Annotated in this window: 20 protein-coding genes and 1 riboswitch; of the genes, 8 read left to right on the top strand and 12 right to left on the bottom strand. The window is 66.6% G+C overall.

From position 1 onward, the window contains the following. The first annotated feature begins 86 nt into the window (after nt 1-86). Nucleotides 87-542 carry a hypothetical protein gene (locus EGT50_RS00630; RefSeq protein WP_127950692.1) on the top strand — a complete coding sequence of 152 codons (456 nt, stop codon included), beginning with the start codon at nt 87-89 and terminating at the stop codon, nt 540-542. A 9-nt stretch (nt 543-551) separates the two neighbouring features. Next, on the top strand, nt 552-1838 hold the full coding sequence (locus EGT50_RS00625) for a D-alanyl-D-alanine carboxypeptidase family protein (protein WP_127951319.1): 1287 nt from the start codon (nt 552-554) through the stop codon (nt 1836-1838). Between the two features lie 75 nt (nt 1839-1913). On the opposite strand, the gene yhjD is transcribed toward EGT50_RS00625, so the two are convergent. The 4 genes from yhjD to EGT50_RS00605 all read right to left on the bottom strand — a co-directional run bounded on the left by yhjD (nt 1914) and on the right by EGT50_RS00605 (nt 6255). Next, on the bottom strand, nt 1914-2939 hold the full coding sequence (gene yhjD, locus EGT50_RS00620) for an inner membrane protein YhjD (protein ID WP_127950691.1): 1026 nt from the start codon (nt 2937-2939) through the stop codon (nt 1914-1916). A 7-nt stretch (nt 2940-2946) separates the two neighbouring features. Then, nucleotides 2947-3987, bottom strand: a complete 1041-nt coding sequence (gene trpS / locus EGT50_RS00615) for a tryptophan--tRNA ligase (protein ID WP_127950690.1) — start codon at nt 3985-3987, stop codon at nt 2947-2949. 75 nt (nt 3988-4062) lie between these two features. Beyond that, a complete protein-coding gene (locus EGT50_RS00610; RefSeq protein ID WP_127950689.1) occupies nt 4063-4866 on the bottom strand; it encodes an exodeoxyribonuclease III in 804 nt (267 codons plus the stop codon). A gap of 171 nt (nt 4867-5037) precedes the next feature. Then, nucleotides 5038-6255, bottom strand: coding sequence for an NADP-dependent isocitrate dehydrogenase (locus EGT50_RS00605; RefSeq protein WP_127950688.1), 1218 nt, complete (start codon nt 6253-6255; stop codon nt 5038-5040). A 322-nt stretch (nt 6256-6577) separates the two neighbouring features. Further along, nucleotides 6578-6693, top strand: a riboswitch (SAM riboswitch). A 144-nt stretch (nt 6694-6837) separates the two neighbouring features. Here EGT50_RS00605 and EGT50_RS00600 point away from each other — a divergent pair. After that, entirely contained in the window at nt 6838-8145 is a 1308-nt protein-coding gene (locus EGT50_RS00600; RefSeq protein ID WP_127950687.1) for a bifunctional o-acetylhomoserine/o-acetylserine sulfhydrylase, read from the top strand. Beyond that, entirely contained in the window at nt 8142-9302 is a 1161-nt protein-coding gene (gene metX / locus EGT50_RS00595) for a homoserine O-acetyltransferase MetX (RefSeq protein ID WP_164873316.1), read from the top strand. Before EGT50_RS00600 ends, metX begins: the two co-directional genes overlap by 4 nt. A gap of 24 nt (nt 9303-9326) precedes the next feature. On the opposite strand, the gene EGT50_RS00590 is transcribed toward metX, so the two are convergent. The 3 genes from EGT50_RS00590 to EGT50_RS00580 form a co-directional block, all read right to left on the bottom strand. Continuing rightward, nucleotides 9327-9572: a DUF3017 domain-containing protein gene (locus EGT50_RS00590; RefSeq protein WP_164873340.1), complete on the bottom strand. Its 246-nt coding sequence runs from the start codon at nt 9570-9572 to the stop codon at nt 9327-9329. Between the two features lie 50 nt (nt 9573-9622). Next, entirely contained in the window at nt 9623-10492 is an 870-nt protein-coding gene (locus tag EGT50_RS00585; RefSeq protein WP_206615724.1) for a bifunctional methylenetetrahydrofolate dehydrogenase/methenyltetrahydrofolate cyclohydrolase, read from the bottom strand. 101 nt (nt 10493-10593) lie between these two features. Beyond that, nucleotides 10594-11229, bottom strand: a complete 636-nt coding sequence (locus EGT50_RS00580) for a pentapeptide repeat-containing protein (RefSeq protein WP_127950685.1) — start codon at nt 11227-11229, stop codon at nt 10594-10596. A gap of 234 nt (nt 11230-11463) precedes the next feature. Between EGT50_RS00580 and EGT50_RS00575 the strand changes: the two genes are divergently transcribed. Continuing rightward, nucleotides 11464-11820 carry an ArsR/SmtB family transcription factor gene (locus EGT50_RS00575; protein ID WP_127950684.1) on the top strand — a complete coding sequence of 119 codons (357 nt, stop codon included), beginning with the start codon at nt 11464-11466 and terminating at the stop codon, nt 11818-11820. Continuing rightward, complete coding sequence (locus EGT50_RS00570) at nt 11820-12269, top strand: SRPBCC domain-containing protein (RefSeq protein WP_127950683.1); 450 nt, start codon at nt 11820-11822, stop codon at nt 12267-12269. The genes EGT50_RS00575 and EGT50_RS00570 overlap by 1 nt, the downstream gene beginning before the upstream one ends. 127 nt (nt 12270-12396) lie before the next feature. On the opposite strand, the gene EGT50_RS00565 is transcribed toward EGT50_RS00570, so the two are convergent. Beyond that, nucleotides 12397-13593, bottom strand: a complete 1197-nt coding sequence (locus tag EGT50_RS00565; protein WP_127950682.1) for an FAD-dependent monooxygenase — start codon at nt 13591-13593, stop codon at nt 12397-12399. A 127-nt stretch (nt 13594-13720) separates the two neighbouring features. On the opposite strand from EGT50_RS00565, the gene EGT50_RS00560 reads away from it, so the two are divergent. Next, nucleotides 13721-14185, top strand: coding sequence for a tRNA (cytidine(34)-2'-O)-methyltransferase (locus EGT50_RS00560; RefSeq protein WP_127950681.1), 465 nt, complete (start codon nt 13721-13723; stop codon nt 14183-14185). On the opposite strand, the gene EGT50_RS00555 is transcribed toward EGT50_RS00560, so the two are convergent. Beyond that, nucleotides 14182-15075 carry a LysR family transcriptional regulator gene (locus tag EGT50_RS00555; RefSeq protein ID WP_127950680.1) on the bottom strand — a complete coding sequence of 298 codons (894 nt, stop codon included), beginning with the start codon at nt 15073-15075 and terminating at the stop codon, nt 14182-14184. The two genes, EGT50_RS00560 and EGT50_RS00555, sit on opposite strands and share 4 nt — an antisense overlap. A gap of 90 nt (nt 15076-15165) precedes the next feature. Here EGT50_RS00555 and EGT50_RS00550 point away from each other — a divergent pair, with 90 nt between their 5' ends. Then, nucleotides 15166-16230, top strand: coding sequence for a TDT family transporter (locus EGT50_RS00550; RefSeq protein WP_127950679.1), 1065 nt, complete (start codon nt 15166-15168; stop codon nt 16228-16230). Between the two features lie 16 nt (nt 16231-16246). Here the strand turns inward: EGT50_RS00550 and EGT50_RS00545 are convergent, their stop codons facing one another. From EGT50_RS00545 to EGT50_RS00535, 3 genes are all read right to left on the bottom strand, one after another. Then, a complete protein-coding gene (locus EGT50_RS00545) occupies nt 16247-16633 on the bottom strand; it encodes a DUF302 domain-containing protein (protein ID WP_127950678.1) in 387 nt (128 codons plus the stop codon). A gap of 51 nt (nt 16634-16684) precedes the next feature. Beyond that, nucleotides 16685-16951, bottom strand: a complete 267-nt coding sequence (locus tag EGT50_RS00540) for a metal-sensitive transcriptional regulator (protein WP_127950677.1) — start codon at nt 16949-16951, stop codon at nt 16685-16687. Between the two features lie 89 nt (nt 16952-17040). Next, nucleotides 17041-19206 carry an MMPL family transporter gene (locus tag EGT50_RS00535; RefSeq protein ID WP_127950676.1) on the bottom strand — a complete coding sequence of 722 codons (2166 nt, stop codon included), beginning with the start codon at nt 19204-19206 and terminating at the stop codon, nt 17041-17043. Nucleotides 19207-19220: the final 14 nt, after the last annotated feature.

Genomic DNA, 19220 nt, shown 5'->3' with positions numbered 1-19220 from the left:
GGTGGTCCCCCGAGCACAGCCCCGCAGACCCATGACGAGTGGCGCGACTTAGAGCATCACACCGATCCCGACTGCATTGGGAGAACATGAAGTTCAATCTCGGCGTCACCGCCGTACTGGGAGTCTGGTGCATTGTGACCGTCGGTCGGCTGGTGGCGGACGCACCGAATCAAGGAACCCGGTTCGCACTGTTGCTGTGCATTCCGTTCGCGGCGGCGGTCACGGTTTGGCGTGCGCTGAAACTGAGCCAGGAACCAGCCGTCTTCTTGGCCGTCACCTATCTCTCGTTCGTCGCGGTTGCGGCGATCGCATACGCTGCCGCCGGCGACTACAACCGGGCTGCGATGGGCGCGATCCTGTCGCCGATCGTTGTGGCCTTTTCTTCCATTGATCCGCGCAACCGCCAGTGGATCAATCAGAAGGCCGAGTGGGTCAATCAGAAGGCCCTGCGGATCACTCAGAAGGCTCCGTATCCCGGGAAGAACAAGCGGGACGGCGCCAGCGCGCCGCCACAGCACCCCGGAACCCCTCCCATACGCTGAACTGTCGTGATGGCTGCACTCCCGAATTCCGCGCGGCGAATCCTCCTGACCGCCACGGCCTCGGCACTCGCTCTCGGCGTCGGGGCCGCTCTCGCGCTCCCTGCGGCAGCACAGCCCCCCACGAACACCGACGAGTGCCCTTACCGCGACTCGCCGCCGCCGGCGATAGACCTCTCCGAGGTTCCGAAGCCGGGGCAGGCGGCTCCGACGCCGTTGCCGGTGCCGGACTCTCCCGTGGGCGGTGAGGAGCTCGGGAACTGCGGGATCGTAACCGCTCCCGGGACACCTCCATTGCCGGCCGACATTTCCGCCACCGGCTGGATCCTGTCCGATCTCGATACCGGGCAAGTGCTAGCGGCCAAGGATCCGCATGGCCGCTACCGGCCCGCCAGCACGATCAAGGTTCTGCTGTCACTCGTCGTCTTCGACGAGCTCGATCTGGACAAGACCTACGTCGCCGACGCGGCCGATGCCGCTATGGAGGGCAGCTCCGTCGGTCTCGGCGCCGGCGGGACGTATTCCAATCTTCAGCTGATACAGGGCCTGCTGATGCGTTCGGGCAACGACGCAGCGCGCGCTCTCGCTGCACAGCTCGGCGGCGACGATGCGGCCATCAAGAAGATGAACGCCAAGGCCACGTCCCTGGGCGCGCTGGACACCCGAACGGCGTCGGTCTCCGGTCTCGACGGCCCGGGGATGTCGACGTCGCCGTACGACCTGGCACTCTTCTTCCGGGCGGCGATGCAGAACCCGATCTTTGCGCAGTCGATCGCGACGGACACGGTGCTTTTCCCCGGTTTCCCCGCCGATCCGGCGACGCCCGGCGACGGGCCCGTCGAGCCGTATCCGATCTACAACGACAACCGGTTGCTCGTGAACTACCCGGGAGCGCTCGGCGGCAAGAGTGGGTACACCGACGACGCCCGGCACACATACGTCGGCGCGGCCGAGCGGGACGGACGACGGCTCGTGGCGGCGCTCCTGGAGGCGGACGCCTCGCCGGTCAGCCCGTGGGAGCAGGCAGCACGACTGCTCGACTACGGGTTCGGGCTGGATCCGACGGTGTCGTTGGGCACTCTCGTGCAACCCGCGACCGAGTCCGTTACGCCTGTTGTCGAAGTAGCCAAACCGCCTGCCCACGGTCCGGGTGGCATGGATTTGGCGTCGGGCTCGGACTTGCCCAACAAAGATGCAGCCCTACGCGTCGCGATCGGTCTCCTGGGATTCGGTGTGCTCATCGGACTGTTCGGTTGGGCCCGGACACTGCGCCGCCGCCGCCGCTACCACCGTCACTGATCACTGCGCCCGACGGCGCCACAAGTCACCGTGCCCGACGGCGCCACAAGTCACCGTGCCCGACGGCGCCACAAGTCACCGTGCCCGGCGGCGCCACAACCCGGCCAGGCCGATCGCCGCGAGCGCACCCGCGCCGGTGAGGACCACCGCCTCCTTTATCGACACCCCCTCACGAACCTGCATCCGTGGTTGGATGACGGCCGAGTCGGGCGGCGGCACGAATGCCTGCTCGACGTTCTCGCGCGCGGTCGCCGCCCACGCGGTCGCGAACAGAACCAGTCGCGCGGCCAGGTTGCTGAACACGAGCAGACCGATGATCGGACCGAATGCGACGCCGGCAGGCCCCTGGCTGACCGCGTTCAGGTAGATGGCACCCACCTGGCGAAAGAGTTCGAAGACGATCGCAGCGGCGAAGGCGGCCCGCATTGCGCTGCGTAGCGTGACCGGTTCACGCGGCAGTCGCGCGATCACCCAGGTCAACAGGCCCCACGTCGCGAGCAGGGCGACCACCGCCGAGGTGATCCGCAGCAGAATTCCGCCAGCGAGGGCATTCTCGACGCCGAGCCATTCCACGACGCGCTGGGCCACCGGGCCGTTGCTCAGCGCCGACAGCCCGAACGTCACGATCAACGCCAGACCCAAACCCACCAGCTTGACGAAGTCCCGCAGCTTCGTGACGACGAGGCCGTGCTCCTTGCGCGTGTGTTCCCACATCGCGGTCAGAGCGTCGCGCAGGTTGGCCATCCAAGCGAGCCCCGCATATGTGGCGCCGAGGAAACCCACGACCCCGACGCCGGCACGCGAGGCAATGGCGGAATCGATCAGGCCGTTGACGGTGTCGCCGAGGCCACCCGGCATGCTCGTGCTGACCTGGTCCTGGATCTCGGTGAGCACCTCGGGTCGACCCGCGAGCACGAAACCCGCGACGGCGAACGCCACCATCAGGATCGGGACGATCGCGAGGATCGTGAAGAAAGTGATTCCGGCGGCGTAGTGGTTGCCCTGCTGCTGCTGGTAGCGCCTGCCCGCCCGGACGAGGTGATCCACCCACGGCCGCGCCGCTCGCTGTCTGTCGAGGAAGCTCGGTGCGGCAGCGGCCATGCGCGAATCACCCCCTGGTCAGGAAACCCACCTTCTCATAGACCTGCCCGAGCGTGCGGCCTGCGACCTCACGGGCGCGATCCGTGCCGGCCGCGAGTATGCGGTCCAGTTCGGCGCGGTCGGACAGGTAGCCGTCGACCTTCGCTCGCAGCGGGGTGACGAACTCGGCCAGCACCTCCGCAGTGTCAGCCTTCAGGTCGCCGTATCCGCGGCCCTCGTAGCCCGCGACGAGTTCGTCAACGCTCTTGCCGGACAGCGCCGACTGAATCGTGAGCAGGTTGCTGACGCCGGGCTTGTTCTCGGGGTCGAACCGGATCTCGCGCTCGTTGTCGGTGACGGCGGACTTGATCTTCTTGGCCGAGACCTTCGGATCGTCGAGCAGGTTGATCAGGCCGGCCGGGGTGGGACCGGACTTACTCATCTTCGACGTCGGGTCCTGCAGGTCGTAGATCTTGGCGGTGCCCTTGATGATCTGTGCCTCGGGGACCACGAACGTCTTGCCGAAACGGCTGTTGAACCGGGCCGCGAGATCACGCGCGAGCTCGAGGTGCTGGCGCTGATCCTCGCCCACCGGCACCCGCTGCGGGCGATAGAGCAGGATGTCGGCCGCCATGAGCACCGGGTAGGTGAACAGCCCGACGCTGGCATGCTCGCTGCCCTGCCGCGTCGCCTTGTCCTTGAACTGGGTCATGCGGCCGGCCTCACCGAACCCGGTGATGCAGTTCAGCACCCACGCCAACTCGGCGTGCTCGGGCACCTGGCTCTGGACGAACAGCGTCGACCGCTCCGGGTCGATGCCGAGGGCCAGTAGCTGCGCGACGGCCCGCAGGGTGCGCTGCCGCAGCTGTTTGGGCTCCTGCGGAACCGTGATCGCGTGCAGGTCGGGGATGAAGTAGAAGGCGTCGAACTCGTCCTGCAGAAGCACCCACTGCTGCAGTGCACCCAGGAAATTGCCGAGGTGGAAAGAGTCCGCGGTGGGCTGAATACCCGACAGAACTCGGGGCTTCGCCGTCGGCGCGGGGGTGGGGTTCTTTGCAGTACTCGACATAATCCTCGATACTTTCACGCGCCGGGCTCGGCGATGCGCGCCAGGTGCGCCGTTCGGTTCAGGCCGGTGTGCCCGTCAGCGGAACTGCACGGTGACGGGCGCGTGGTCCGACCAGCGTTCGGCGTACGTCGCGGCCCTCTCCACGCGTGCATCCTTCGCCCGAACCGCCAGTCCGGGCGTGGCGAGGTGGTAGTCGATGCGCCAACCGGCGTCGGTGTCGAACGCCTTTCCGCGGTACGACCACCACGAGTAGGGACCGTCGACGTCGGGGTGCAGCTTGCGCACGACGTCGACCCATGTGCCCTCCGAGAGCAGCGAGTCGACCCAGGAGCGCTCGCGGGGCAGAAATCCGGACTTCTTGAGGTTGCCCTTCCAGTTCTTGATGTCCCGCTCGGTGTGCGCGATGTTCCAGTCACCGCACACGAGAACGTCACGCCCGGCAGCCTGCGCCGCTTCCGCACTGCGCGCCAGGTGCGCCGCGAACGAGGCCATGAAGCGTTCCTTCTGCTCTTGCTTCGGAGTCTCGGCCTCACCGGTCGGGAGGTACAGGCTGCCGACGGTCACCGCAGCGAAGTCGGCTTCGATGTAGCGGCCGGTGTCGGTGAACTCGTCGTCACCGAACCCGATCCGCACGGCATCGGCGGGTCGTCGCGACAGCACGGCCACGCCGTTGCGACCCTTTGCCGACGGCTCCGCCGACGCCACGTGCCAGCCGGCGTCGAGGGCTACGGCGAGGGTGTCCCGCAGCTGCACATCGGTCGCGCGCGTCTCCTGCAGGCACACGACGTCCGCCTGCGAACCCGTGAGCCACTCGAGCAGACCCTTGCGGGCCGCCGCGCGGACACCGTTGACATTGACCGTTGTGATGATGTGGGGCACAACCAGAACCGTACCGACCCCGACGGCGACCGCCGCGGACGGTCACCGCCGTGCCGTCATCACCGTCAAGGGGACGACCTGAAACCCTGGTATCGAGAAACCCCCGCATCGAGCAAAAGGAAACGGGACGTTCCCGAGAGGGGAACGTCCCGCATCGTTGCTTGGCGCGGGTTACGCGCGCGCCTTCTGGAGGTTCTCGTCCAGCGTGGCGAGGAATTCCTCGGTGGTCTGCCAACCCTGATCGGGACCGATCAGCAGGGCGAGATCCTTGGTCATCTGCCCGTTCTCGACGGTCCGGATAACGACGTCCTCGAGTTGGTTCGCGAACTCGATCAGCTCAGGGGTGTTGTCCAGCTTGCCGCGGTGCTCGAGGCCCCTGGTCCACGCGAAGATGGACGCGATCGGGTTCGTCGAGGTGGGCTTGCCCTGCTGGTGCTGACGATAGTGGCGCGTGACCGTGCCGTGCGCGGCTTCGGCCTCGACGGTCTTTCCGTCCGGCGTCATCAGGACCGAGGTCATCAGGCCCAGCGAGCCGTAGCCCTGCGCGACGGTGTCGGACTGAACGTCTCCGTCGTAGTTCTTGCAGGCCCAGACGTAGCCGCCCTCCCACTTGAGCGACGACGCAACCATGTCGTCGATGAGGCGGTGCTCGTAGGTGAGTCCGGCAGCGTCGAATTCGGCTTTGAACTCCTCGTCGAAGATCCGCTGGAACTCGTCCTTGAACATGCCGTCGTAGGCTTTCAGGATCGTGTTCTTGGTCGACAGGTAGACCGGGTAGTTGCGCTGCAGACCGTACGCGAACGACGCGCGTGCGAAGTCCTGGATGGACTTCTTGTAGTTGTACATGCCCAAGACGACGCCGCCGTCCTCGGGAATGCTGCACACCTCATGCTGGATCGGCTCGGAGCCGTCCTCAGGGGTGAAAGTGATGGTGATCTTGCCGGCGCCGGGGACCTTGAAGTCGGTTGCACGGTACTGGTCGCCGAACGCGTGACGTCCGACGATCACCGGCTTGGTCCAACCCGGGACCAGACGGGGGACGTTGGAGATCAGGATTGGGGCACGGAAGATGGTGCCACCCAAGATGTTGCGGATGGTGCCGTTCGGGGAACGCCACATCTTCTTGAGGCCGAACTCCTCGACGCGGGCCTCGTCCGGGGTGATGGTCGCGCACTTGACGCCGACGCCATGCTTCTTGATCGCGTTCGCCGCGTCGACGGTGACCTGGTCGTCAGTTGCATCGCGATGCTCGATGCCCAGGTCGTAGTACTCCAGATCGACATCCAGGTACGGATGGATCAACTTGTCTTTGATGAACTGCCAGATGATGCGGGTCATCTCGTCGCCGTCGAGTTCGACGACCTTGCCTTCGACCTTGATCTTGGACATGGGGGCTTCGCGTCCTCCTAGGAGTTTCCCTTGGTTCCGTTCCCTGGGTGCTGGGGGTGCGCGGACCACTTTGTGAGTAAGCCCGCCAACGGTTCAATTATCAAACGTATACGGTCCGAATCTCCCACGTCAGGGCCGACCGAAACAAGACGAGCGTACTGCTATTGCGGCGGCAAGCAAACATCATCCGTGCGTCGAACCACTACTTACCGGTAACCTCTGTTGGTACGAGGGTCCGGAGGGCCACGCCCACATCGAATCCACGTAGAAAAGGCCAACCCCAGCTTCCCATTACCCGGCCGTTTCGCTAACATCACAGAGAGGTCAAGAGCGCCAGCGCCAAGCCCCGGCTCGCTGGCCGGCAACCCTCCAACCGCGGTGGGGTGCCCCGGGTGATGACCAGGTTTCCCGACGAAAGTCGAGGAACAAGCGCGGGTCCGCTGGGACGGACCCACTGACCGGGCCATGCCCCAACGGAGGTTTAGCATGTGCTGCTCTCCCCCATAGCCGGTCCCCGGCGCGCACGACACTGCGCCAGCTCATACGCCGACCATCATCTCCCCAACCTGGAGTAGACGACTTATGACTGAAATCACGGATCCATCGGCGAACTGGAGTTTCGAGACCAAGCAGGTCCACGCAGGTCAGCTCCCCGATGGAACCACGAATGCGCGCGCGCTTCCGATCTACCAGACAACGTCGTACACGTTCGACAGCACTGATCACGCCGCCGCACTATTCGGTCTCGCCGAACCCGGCAACATCTACACCCGAATCATGAATCCGACGCAGGACGCCGTCGAGCAGCGGATCGCCGCTCTCGAGGGTGGCGTCGCCGCGCTGCTGCTCGCCTCCGGCCAGGCCGCCGAGACGTTCGCGATCCTCAACCTTGCGGAGGCTGGCGACCACATCGTTTCGAGCCCCCACCTGTATGGCGGCACGTACAACCTGTTCCACTACTCGCTGCCCAAACTGGGCATCGAGGTCTCGTTCGTCGAGGATCCCGACGACATCGAGCAGTGGCGCGCCGCGATCCGCCCGAACACCAAGGCGTTCTACGGCGAGTCGATCTCCAACCCGCACAACGACGTCCTCGACATCCCGGGCATTGCACAGGTCGCGCACGAGAACGGCATCCCGCTGATCGTCGACAACACCGTCGCGACCCCTTACCTGATCCGCCCGCTCGAGCACGGCGCCGACATCGTCGTACATTCGGCCACCAAGTACCTCGGGGGCCACGGCACCGCGGTCGCAGGGGTGATCGTCGACGGCGGCACGTTCGACTGGACGCAGGGTCGGCACACGAACTTCACGACGGCAGACCCGAGCTACCACGGTGTCGTCTACTCCGACTTGGGTGCTCCCGCATTTGCGCTCAAGGCGCGCGTTCAACTGCTGCGTGATCTCGGCTCCGCCGTCTCCCCGTTCAACGCGTTCCTCATCTCGCAGGGCATCGAGACCCTGAGCCTGCGCATGGAGCGCCATGTAGCAAACGCGACGGCCGTCGCCGAGTACCTCGAGGCCCGCAGCGACGTGATCTCGGTGTCGTACGCCGGACTGGAGTCCTCGCCGTGGTACGAGCGCGCGAAGACGCTGGCACCGCGTGGTGCCGGCGCGATCGTGGCGTTCGAGATCGCCGGCGGGGTCGATGCCGGTAAGCGGTTCGTCAACGCGCTCACGCTGCACAGCCACGTAGCCAACATCGGTGACGTGCGTTCGCTGGTGATCCACCCCGCATCGACGACGCACTCGCAGCTGACGCCCGAGGAGCAGCTCGCAGCCGGTGTCACGCCGGGCCTGGTGCGGCTCGCCGTCGGCATCGAGGGCGTCGACGACATCTTGGGTGACCTGGAAGCCGGGTTCGCAGCAGCGGCGGTGACATCTTGACGGTCAGCTCGATCACCAACGCCCCGCCGGCCGGATTTCCCTCGGCGGACGGGCAGCTGGGCTTCGTCCACATCGGCTCCATCCAGCTCGAGAGCGGTGTGGAACTACCCGATGTCACCCTCGCCCTCCAGCGTTGGGGTGAGCTCTCCCCCGCCCGGGACAACGTGGTCCTCATCCAACATGCCCTGACCGGGGATTCGCATGTAGTCGGCCCCGCCGACGACGAACACCCCTCCCCCGGTTGGTGGAACGGCATGATCGGACCCGGGGCACCGATCGACACCAACGAGTGGTGTGTCATCGCCACGAATGTGCTCGGTGGTTGCCGGGGGACGACCGGTCCCGGGTCGCTCGCCGCAGACGGGGCCTTCTGGGGCTCCCGCTTCCCCGAGATCTCCATCCGCGACCAGGTGACCGCCGAGGTCGCACTCGCGGACATACTGGGCATCGAGAGCTTCGCCGCCGTGGTCGGTGGGTCGATGGGCGGCATGCGGGCGCTGGAGTGGATCATCGGGCATCCACACCGCGTCGACGCGGCCCTCGTCCTGGCGGTCAGCGCACGCGCCACCGCTGACCAGATCGGCACCCAAACCACGCAGATCCAGATCATCAAGAACGATCCGGACTGGCAGGACGGCGACTACCACGGCACGGGGAGCCGCCCCACCACCGGGCTGGGGCTCGCCCGCCGGATTGCGCACATGTCCTACCGCTCGGAAATCGAACTGGACTCGCGTTTCGCCAACGACAACCAGACTGGCGAGAACCCTTGGGCCGGTGGACGCTACGCCGTTCAAAGCTACCTCGACTACCAAGCCGACAAGCTTGTCTCCCGATTCGACCCGGGCACCTACGTGCTGCTGACCGAGTCCCTCAACCGGCATGATGTGGGGCGGGGACGCGGTGGTGTCGCGGCCGCTCTCGGGTCGACCGACGTCCCAGTGATCGTCGGTGGCGTCGACTCGGACCGCCTGTACCCACTGCGGCTGCTGCAGGAACTCGCGGACGGACTGCCCGGCTGTGATGGGCTGCGTGTCCTCGAGTCGAAGGACGGCCACGACGGGTTCCTCACCGAGGCCGACGCCGTGGCCGAGCTGTTGAAAGAGACCGCGGAACTGGCACGCGAAGCGCGTCGGAACCGAGTGTCCCGCGGCTGAGGGTCCCTCGACCCGCCGGTCACCTCAGTCGGTGCCGAGCGGGTCGATCGATGCCGCCAGCGCCATGATCGCCGCGCCGACGGCAGTCATGGCGACCACATCGAACCCCTTGTCACGCACAGCGAGCAATCCCACCCGCTCCGGTGACAACACCGCACGCAGGAACGCCGCGAGGAGCATTGCGCCACCGAGGACGAAGGCGCCGCGCCGCCACCGGTCGGCGAGCACAAGCGCGAAGGCGGCCGCCACCACGAGGAGGACGGCCAGCATCGGCAGGTTTCGGCGCGCGAACTGGATCACGGGTTGGGTCACTGGCTGTCCTAGCTGTGAGTGCCGTCCAGGCCGGCTAGCTGCTCGGCCCGCTCGACGACGTTGGTGAGCAGGAACGCCCGGGTCAACGGTCCGACGCCACCGGGGTTCGGCGAGATGAATCCGGCTACCTCACGAACGTCGTCCGCGACGTCACCCGCCAGTCCGTCCTCGGTACGGCTGACGCCCACGTCGAGGACCGCGGCACCGGGCTTGACCATGTCGGCCGTGATCAGTCCGGGGACACCAGCCGCGGCGACGACGATGTCGGCCTGCCGCACCTGCGCGGCGAGATCCCGAGTTCCGGTGTGGCACAACGTGACCGTGGCGTTCTCGGTGCGGCGGGTCAGCAGCAGACCGATCGGGCGACCGACGGTGACCCCCCGTCCGATCACGGCCACGTGCGCCCCCGCGATCGGGACGTCGTATCGGCGCAACAGGTGAACGATGCCACGCGGGGTGCACGGCAGCGGCGCCTCCTTGCCGAGGACGAGGCGGCCCAGATTCACCGGGTGCAGGCCATCTGCGTCCTTGCCGGGGTCGATGCGCTCGAGCGCGGCATTCTCGTCGAGGTGCCCGGGCAGCGGGAGCTGGACGATGTAGCCGGTGCACTCGGGGTTGGAGTTGAGCTCGTCGATCGTTGCCTCGAGTTGGGCCTGAGTGATGTCAGCCGGCAGATCACGGCGGATCGAGGTGATCCCGACCTTGGCGCAGTCGCTGTGCTTGCCACGTACGTACGCCGCGGACCCTGGGTCGTCGCCAACGAGAATGGTGCCCAGACCAGGTGTGGTGCCCTTCCCCTTCAAGGCCGACACCCGGGCCTCGAGGTCCTTGAAAATCTCGTCGCGGGTTGCCTTGCCATCGAGGATCGTCGCAGTCACGGCGACCATTGTTCCAGGCTATGGTCGCCGAGTGACACCGGCTCCGGGTCCGCGGCCCTCGCGTAGTTGTGACCGCAGTCCGACGCCGGCACGGTCGCGTGCTACCGCGCGCTGAGGGTCGCCGCTGGTTCGACGACGAGTCCTCGCGCGGTTGCGTACGCCACCGCCTGAGTTTGTTCGACATGAGCGCCGTCGAGGCTGGCGGCCTTCCAGAGCCCCGGATCTACGTGCGCGCCGCGCAGATCGGCCCCGTCGAGTCGCAGACCCTCGACGCGTGCACCGAACAGATCTACGGACCGTAGGTTCGCGCCGCGCATGTCTGCCTGGACGAGGTTGGCGTCCCGGAGCCGCGAATCGATGAAGTCCACACCCCGCAGGTCGGCACCCACCATCGACACCAGAGTGAGGTCGGCCTCGTCGATCAGCAGCGGCCGAAACTGACAGTCGACGAATACCGACCCGAGCAGACTCGTTCCCCGGAACCGACTGTGTCCCAAGTCTGTCCGGGTGAACATGCAGGACCGGAAAGCGCTCGAGAAGTGGTGCGAATCAACGAGGTCGGCTCCCGTGAAATCGCACCCGCTGAACACCGTGAACTCGGTTCGCAACCCGTGCAGGTCGGCATCCCGGAACGAGCACTCGGTGTAGTGCTGCCGGCTCCAGGTTTGCCGAGGAAGGCCCGCGTCGGAGAAGTCCTCTCCGACGATCTCCAAGAGTTCTCCCGCCATGTTTCCCATCCTGCCCTCGAACAGCGGCAATTTCGACCGGCTGGAGGGCCGACCGCTGGGTAGGGTCCGGATGACGCCCGGCAAGCTGATCGACGGTGTGGCTCGCGGCGATAGACCGCGACGCTCCCCCGTCGTCAGGTGGCGCCAACGACGAGCGTGTTTCGGGCGGTTTCGACGACGTGGGCGGCGAATACTTAAGTGAATGCTTGACCGTCACCGGGTATCTGTGCCTACTGTTGTAGCGTGCCCGATGACATCGATGCAGTCTTCAAAGCGCTGGCGAATCCCGCCCGGCGCGACGTCATCACGCGTCTGTCCTACGGGCCCGCGACCACATCGGCGCTCGCGGGACCGCTTGATATGTCCTTGGCCGCAGTAGTTCAACACCTGCAGCACCTCGAGTCGGCCGATCTGGTCGTATCACGCAAGGTTGGACGGATCAGGGTGCACGAACTTCGCCATGACGGACTTTCGCGCCTCGAGCGGTGGTCGGCAAGCCGGCGAAACCGCTACGAGGCACGTTTGGACCGGCTCGACGAGGTGGTCGCTGCCCTGACGGCCGCCGACTCGACAGATCAGACCAACCAGAAAGGACCCTGATGAGCACTCCCACTCTGAGTCACAGCACAGTGGAGGTCGCCCGCAGTTATCCGGTGTCACCCGACAAGATCTTCGCGGCCTACGCCGACGTGGAGCGCCGTGCTTCCTGGACGGCACCCGAGGGGCATGAGGTGGTGTACGTAAACACCTCGTTCGATGTGGACGGAGTCGATGACTTCCGGTGCGGGCCTGTCGGTCAGGCAGAACTCACTGGCCGAGTCCGCTACCTCGATATCAAAGAGGGTGTTCGAGTGGTCTACAGCGAGACGATATCGCTGGACTCGGAACCACTGGCCATCTCGTTGGTGACCTGGAGCCTCGATCCGAATGACATCGGGACCGAGGTCACCGTGGTCTCGCAGATCTGCTCGTTCGTGGGTGACGACATGATCGCCGGCACTCGGGAAGGACTCTCGATGGCTCTCGACAATCTGGCCACCGCCCTCTGATCTTGCCCGGACTACTGACGGGGGCACTAGGCCCTGTTGTCGGCGGCGCGCAGCTCAGCCGCTGGGAGCCATAACGCCGACCGTATGGCTCTCAAACATCGCTTCCTGTCTCGAAATCCTCTGAGCGTCAGGGTCCCGCGGCGGTCGATTTGCTCCGCTGCAGGGTGGGGATCAGGTCGCTGGGTTTGGCGGCCAGAGCTGCTGCCGCGCTTACCACTCGGTCGATGATGGGCAGCTGCACCGCCCGCAACATCACACGCCGCGCCAGTAGCCATCGCTGTGATCCGGGCACGAAAAAGGCACCCGACCAGCGACCCTCCCGCTGAGTTCGTTCGACCACAGGCCGCCACAGCTTCTCGTAGCCGGACAGCGCCTGGTCGACGGATGGCGTGCGTGACAATCGATCGGCCAGCACGTAGGCGCCGCCCATGGCCATCGACGCGCCCTGGCCGGCGAGCACCGACACCGCGAAGCAGGCATCGCCCACGAGCACGACCCGGCCCTTGCACCAGTTCGGCATCAGAACCTGGGCAACCTGGTCGTAGTAGATCTCCGACGAGGGTGGAAGCTTGCTCAGTATCTTCGGCACCAGCCAGCCCATTCCGCTGTAGGTTTCACGAAGCGCCGCACGGGGATCGTCGGGAACGGTCGGATCCGGGCTGCGGTGGATGACGAAGACGGCAACCCGATTGTCGCGTAACGCGTACAGACCCAGCAGCCGGTCCACGGTGTCGGTCATCCAGAAGCGGCCGGCGAGTGCCTCATTGAGCTCGCCATCATGAAAGGTATACGCCGCTGTGTGAAAACCTAAGTAGCGCAGGTAGTCAGACTCATCGCCGAAGGTCAGCCGCCGCACGGTCGAGTGCAGTCCGTCGGCACCCACGAGAAGGTCGACATCGAACTCCGAGCTGTCGTCCAGGATGACCCGAACCGAACGGCCCCGGTCCTCGACCGCGATCGGGCTGGCGCCAAATCGTAGCTCCACCGAGGGCGGCAACGATTCGCGCAGCACATGCTCGAGGTCGGGCCGCATCACATCAAGCCGCGGGCCCGGGGCCAACAAAGCCATCGGCAGGCTCGCCCGGCGGCGCCCGCGCTCATCGACCATGGTGGCTTCCTCGAGGTAGTACGCCACTTCCCGAACGGCCGGGAGCAGGCCCATCGCCTCGGCCGTGTCGTAGCCAGGCCCCAAGAAATCGATCATGTAGCCCTGTGTCCGCGGCCCCGGCGAGCGCTCCAGCAGCACCACCTCGACGCCTACAACCGAAAGCCGGTGCGCCAGGGTCAGTCCGGCGAGGCCAGCTCCGCAGACCACTGCCTTCATCTACTTCGCCCCCTCCCACCGGGACGGGAAAGTACTAAACCTATACAAAATACCGCGGGCGGAGTGGGGTCTGTTCGTGTTGTAGTCGCAGCGCCAGTCTTCGATACCCGGGTTGTTACAGTTCGTTGTGTTCAAGGTGATGTTCCACGAGCCGCGCATCCCGCCCAACACCGGGAACGCGATCCGGTTGGTCGCGGGCACCGGGTGCGAGCTGCACCTGGTCGGGCCCCTCGGGTTCGACCTGTCCGAACCGAAGCTCCGCCGCGCAGGACTCGACTACCACGACCTGGCATCGGTGACGATCCACGAGAACCTCGACGCGGCGTGGGCGGCGCTGCAACCGGACCGGGTGTTCGCGTTCACGGCACACGGGTCGACGCCGTATGCGGAAATCTCCTACCAGCCTGGGGACGTGCTGCTGTTCGGGCCAGAACCCACCGGCTTGGCGCGGGAGGTGCTCGCCGATCCGCACGTCACCGCGCAGGTGCGGATCCCGATGGTCCCGGGACGACGGTCACTGAACCTGTCGAACGCGGCTGCGGTCGTGACCTACGAAGCGTGGCGGCAGCACGGGTTCGCCGGCGGCGTCTAGCCCGAAGCGCGTGCGATATCGAGGAAGTCGCGCGCCGCGCCCCGTAGTCCCCGGGACTCGTCCCATACCGCGAGCAGCCGACGCGGCATGCACAGCCCCTCGACCTCGACGGATGCGAGCCGGCCGTCGTTCAGATCGGCCTCTACCGCGAGTGACGAGACGACCGCGGGCGCGTTGCCGGCGACCACGGCAGCCTTCACCGCCGTGCACGACCCCAGTTCGAGAATCGGTTCGACGCAGCCGGGCACCGCGTGTTCGAGTGTGATGCGGGTGCCCGATCCGGGTTCACGTTGGATCAGCGGAGTCTCGGCGAGTTCGGTCACCGCGATCGGCGCCCGCTGAATCCACTTGTGGCCGGGCGGCACGATCACGACCAGTTCGTCCCGCGCGACCTCGACCGAGCGCAGCCCGTTCGGCACAACGGGGCCTTCGACGAACCCAAGGTCGGCGTCGCCCGCACGCACCTGGGCGGCAACCTCGGTGGAGTTCGACAGCCGTACCGAGGTCACGACGTTGGGGCACTTGCGGCGCATCGTGACGGTCCACCCGGGAACGAGGTATTCGGCGATCGTCATGCTGGCGGCGACGGTCAGGTTGGCGTCCAGTTCACCACGTATTGCCGCGACGCCAGAGGCCAGTTCCTCGGCGGTGTCGAGGATCGCTGAGGCCCATTCGAGGATCAGCGCTCCCTCGGCGGTGGGCTGGACGCCGCCGGCACCACGGTCGAACACCCGGATCCCGAGCTGACGTTCGGCGGAGCGCACGCGCGCGCTGACCGCCTGCTGGCTCAATCCGTGCTCGCGCCCGGCCGCGCCCATACTTCCGAGCCGACCCACCGCGACCAGCACTTCCAGCGCGGCGAGTTCGGGCACACGGTTCGAAAGCGGCATACCCCAAGGCTAGACCCACAAACCGCGGTTGTACCTCATCCACCCCGAGACCTCTACCGGGACCTGCGAGAGAACACAAGGGTCGTATTCATGCTTACCGCTTCACGTTTGGCTCACCTGACCCCGAATTGGTTCGCCGTGGTGATGGGCACCGGCATCGTCGCCGTCGCCACGGCATCGCTGCCGATGGACCTGCCCGGCCGAGGTGGGGTGGCGTTGACGTTCTGGATCCTTTCCGTGGTGCTGCTGGCGGTGCTCACGACCGCCTTCGCCCTCCATTGGGTCCGGCACACCGAGCACGCCCGCGGGTACGCACGCAGCGTCGCGATGTTCCCGTTCTACGGGGCTGTACCGATGGCGGTTCTGACCGTCGGGGCCGGCACAGCTGCGGTGGGATCGACCGCGATCACCAGTGGTGTCGCCTTCGCGGTCGCGGGGGCACTCTGGACGGCCGGCACCGTCGGGGGCCTGCTGACATGCGCGGTGATGGCGATGCGCCTTCGAGCGGGTGCCGATCGTGGGAACCCCGCCCCGGCGTGGCTGATGCCGGTGGTGCCGCCGATGGTCTCGGCTGCGACCGGCGCCGCGCTGGTGAACGGTCTGCCCGACGGATGGCCGCGGGCCGTGTTGCTCGCCAGCTGCTATGTGCTGTTCACGCTCGCGCTGGTCTTCGCCCTACCTATCGCAGCCATGGTCGGCCGCCGAATCAACGAGCGCGGGCTGCCGCCGCTGCAAGCCCTGCCGACCCTGTGGATCCCCGTCGGCGTCGTCGGTCAGTCGGTCGCTGCCTCGAATCTGCTCGGCACCGCCGCGGCACCTGTAGTCGGCGACCGCGGCGCGCACGCCCTGCACGTCTTCGGCCTCGGCTACGGCCTGGTGATGGGGACGATCATGATCGCCATGCTCACCGCGCTCGGCGTCCTGACTATGCGCGCCTTCCGTCAGGGGCTCACCTTCACGATGAGCTGGTGGAGCTTCACGTTCCCGGTCGGCGCCTGCGCGGTCGGGATGGGGGCATTCGGTACCGCGGGCGACCTCGAGATACCGCGTCTGCTGTCGGCGGGGCTGCTGTGCGCCCTAGTCGTCGCCTGGTGTGTGGTGGCCGTGCACACCGCCCACCGAGTTCGGACTCGGGCGCTACCGGCCCCGACGTGATCCGGATCGGTCGCGATCAGGTCAGCGCGTCGATCGCGGCCTCGAGACGGGTCGTCGCCTCGGCGGCGACGGCGTCGAGCTCGGGCTCCTCGGTCACCTCGACCATGATCGCCGGGTTCATGGCCTCGACGACGACGTCCTCACCGTCGTCGCGAACGACGACGTTGCACGGCAGCAGCAGACCGATCTGCCGGTTCACACCGACCGCCCGATGCGCGAGCTGGGGGTTACAGGCACCGAGGATGACGTAGCGCTCCATGTCGGCGCCGATCTTCTCCTTCAACGTCGCCTGCATGTCGATTTCGGTGAGGACACCGAAACCCTGCTCTTGCAGCGCGGCGCGCGTCTTGGCGATGGCGTCGTCGAATGTGGTGTTCAGGCGGGTTGAGATTCCCAGGTCCATATTGACTCCTTACGGTCGTTCGTTGGGCTGGTCGTCCGTTGGGCCCGGCGGTCAGGCGAGCGCCAGGAACAGCTTCTCCAGTTCGTCCTCGCTCAGTGGCTCAGATGCCTTGCCGTCCCCGGCGACGCACTCGCGCAGTCCCGTCGCGACGATCTTGAATCCGGCCCGATCGAGGGCACGAGAGACAGCCGCCAACTGCGTGACGACGTCCTTGCAATCGCGGCCGTTCTCGATCATCGAGATCACTCCGGCCAACTGTCCCTGCGCACGGCGCAGGCGGTTGAGCACCTGCGTGATGCTCTCTTCGTCCCCGGTCATGTGCTACCTCCTCTTTCCTCCTGAGATTACCCGCAGGGGTATCTGTCCAGGGGCTGCGACCGAGCTCCAGCGGTCACAGCCCGCCCGGATCAGCCGTGCGCGAAACTTATGTTCGGCAGTGCCTTCCGCAGCCAGTTCGGCGACCACCAGGCCGCGTCCCCGGTCAACCGCAGCAACGCCGGTAGCAGCACCAGGCGGACGAGCACCGCATCGAGCAGAACCGCGATGCCGAGCAAGATGCCCATCTCCTTCGGCGGTAGCGGTTCGGCCAGCGCGAAGCTGAAGAACACACCCACCATGACGGCGGCGGCCGCGAAGATGACCCGTCCGGAACGCGCCAGGCCGGCGATCTTGGCGTTGCGCGCGTCGCCGGTCGTCTCGTACTGCTCCTTGACGGTCGAGAGCAAGAACACCGTGTAGTCCATCGCGATCGCGAAGATCATCGCGAAGAAGAACACCGGCCCCCAACCGTCGAGGAATCCCTGCGGGGTGAAGCCGAGCAGATCGGACAGGTGCCCGTCCTGGAAGATCAGCTTGGACGCACCGAACGCGGCGGCAGTCGAGAGCAGGCTCACCACTGTGCCAATCAGCGAGACCAGCGGCGCCTGCAGCGCGACGAGCAGCAACAGGAAGCCGAGCACCAGGATCACGCCGATGACCAGCGGGAGATAGTCGTTCAGCGTCTGCTGCAGGTCCAGGTTCTCCGCCGGCGCGCCACCGACGAGTGCACTGTCGGGCAGTTCGGCCCGCAGGGTGCCGAGAGTGTCACCGAGCGCCGGATCCGACGGGTCGACGGTCGGAATCGCCTGCATCATAACGAGGTTCGAGTCGTCCATGGCCGGCATCGCGGGCGTCACCGCGGCCACGCCGTCGACCGTCGCGGCGGTATCGGCGACGGCCTGCGCATCGGAGGCCGGAACCACGATTTGCAGCGCACCCGGCGCACCGACGCCCATCTGCTCCTGCACCAGTTCGTAGCCCTGACGCACGGAGGCATCCTCGGGCACGACCTGGATCGACGGCATCGCGACCTTCAGCCCCGTGACCGGGATCGCCATGGCGGCGAGGATCGCGACCGCTGCGAGCGCGAACGGCCACGGGTGCCGGTCGAGGAGCTTGCCCCACCGGGTGAACAGCGGTGAACCGCCGGCCTGGTTCTGCTGCCTCTTGGCGTACGGCAACGATCCGGCGTTGACCTTGCGGCCCAGCTTGCCGAGCACCGCGGGCAGCAGGGTCAGCGTCGCGCCGAGCACGAACACGACCGCGAGCATGATGCCGACCGCCATCGTCCGGACCGCGGGCGCGGGCACCAGCAGCACAGCCGACAAGCTCACCAGCACCGTCAGACCGGACAGCAGCACGGCCTTGCCGGCGGTGTCCATCGTCTCGGCGACCGCCAGTCGCGCGTTCACGTTTTCGCGGAGCGCGTCCCGGAAGCGGACGACGAGGAACAGGGCGTAGTCGATACCGAGGGCAAGAGCGAACATCATGGCAAAGTTCATCGCCCACACCGAGATCGGCGTGATCTCGTTGAGTAGTACCAGGCCACCGGCCGATGCCACCAGTCCGGCGAGGGTCAGCAGCAGCGGGAGCCCCGCTGCGACGAGCGAGCCGAACGCGAGCAACATGATGCCGAGCGTGACCGGCCACGACATCATCTCCGCCTTGATCATCGCATCGTGGTTGGCGTAGTTGAAGTCGCTCCACAGCGCCGACGCACCGGTCGGGTAGACCTCGATGCCGTCGCCGGACAGCGCCTCGAGGTCACCGCCGAGATCGTCGACCGCACGCACCATGTCGTCGGTGTTCGCGTTGGCCCCCGCGACGAGGATGCCGGTGTGCCCGTCCGGGCTGATGGTCATCCCGGGCTGCGGCGGGATCACCTCGTCGATGCGCGCATCGGCGCTGAGGATCGCGGTCGCCTCGCCGAGCACCTGCTGGACGGCCGGGTCGTCGAGTGGCTTGGTGTCGGAGTGGACGACGACTTGGATGGCCGACGACGCGTTGCCGCCGAAGTGTTGCTGTGCGAGTTCACGCACCTGGACCGACTCGGAGCCGTTGGCCTGCCAGCCGGCGCCGGCGAGCGAGCCGAACACCGACGGTGCGGCGGCTCCCAGGGCGACGACGAGCACGAGCCACGCGGTGATCACCCAGCGGAAGTTGTCGGCCATTTTCACACCGAGCCGGGCCAGCGGCCCGCCGACCGACTCGGTGGATGGCAGCGATTTCTCTCGCTGCTGTCCGGTGATGGTCATAGAGTTACCTTTCC

The organism is Rhodococcus xishaensis (assembly GCF_004011825.1).
GTDB lineage: Bacteria > Actinomycetota > Actinomycetes > Mycobacteriales > Mycobacteriaceae > Prescottella > Prescottella xishaensis.
Note: the sequence above shows the minus strand (reverse complement) of the source record. Positions and strands in the feature narration are given on the sequence as shown.